The 741-nt window shown below is 69.9% G+C and carries 1 protein-coding gene; it reads right to left on the bottom strand.

Annotated features, from left to right (window positions below; translation table 11 throughout):
* A partial coding sequence (locus tag MKK64_RS21865) for a methyl-accepting chemotaxis protein (protein WP_243937284.1) occupies positions 1-741 on the bottom strand: 741 nt, incomplete at both ends.

Raw genomic sequence — 741 nt, 5'->3', positions numbered from 1 at the left:
CACCTGCAGGGTGGCCGCCTTGGCCTGGTCGGCCAGAAGCTTCATCTCCGAGGCCACCACCGCAAAGCTGCGCCCGCTCTCCCCGGCCGCCGCCGCCTCGATCGCGGCGTTGAGCGCCAGCAGGTGCGTGCGCTCCGAGATGTCGTTGACCGTCTCGATGATGTCGCCGATCGTCTGGGTCTTCTCCGACAGCGTCACGATGTTGCCGGCCACCGCCTCCGCCTGCTCGCGGATCGCGTCCATCGCCCGCGCCGTATCGGCCACCGCGCGCAGGCCCTGACGCGAGGTCTGGGCCGTGGCCTGGGCGGTGGCGATCACCTCGCCGGCCCGCTTCGTGATCTGCGCACCCGAATGGGTGATCTCGTCCACCGTCGCCGCCGTCTCCTGCACCGCCGCGAACTGCTCCTCCACCGACGCCGCCTGCTCCTGCGCCGAGGCGCGGATCTCGGCCGCCGCCGCGTTCAGGTCCGAAGTGGCGGTGCGGTTGGTGCGAGCGAGGTCGGCCAGCCCCGCTACCATCGCATTGAGGGTGCGCTTCAAGCGACCGATTTCATTGTGGCCGCCTTCCCCGAGTGTACCTGTCAGGTCGCCCTCGCCGATATGCTCGACGAAGGTCATTACCCGCCCGAGCGGCCGGACGATCAGCCGGTTGATGGCGATCCCGATCCCGATGCAGATCAGGAGCGTCAGCAGGGTCCCGCCCCAGAGCGCGAGGCTCTCGTTGCGCTCGGCCTGCGTGAC

The organism is Methylobacterium sp. E-025 (assembly GCF_022829705.1).
Taxonomy (GTDB): domain Bacteria; phylum Pseudomonadota; class Alphaproteobacteria; order Rhizobiales; family Beijerinckiaceae; genus Methylobacterium.
Note: the sequence above shows the minus strand (reverse complement) of the source record. Positions and strands in the feature narration are given on the sequence as shown.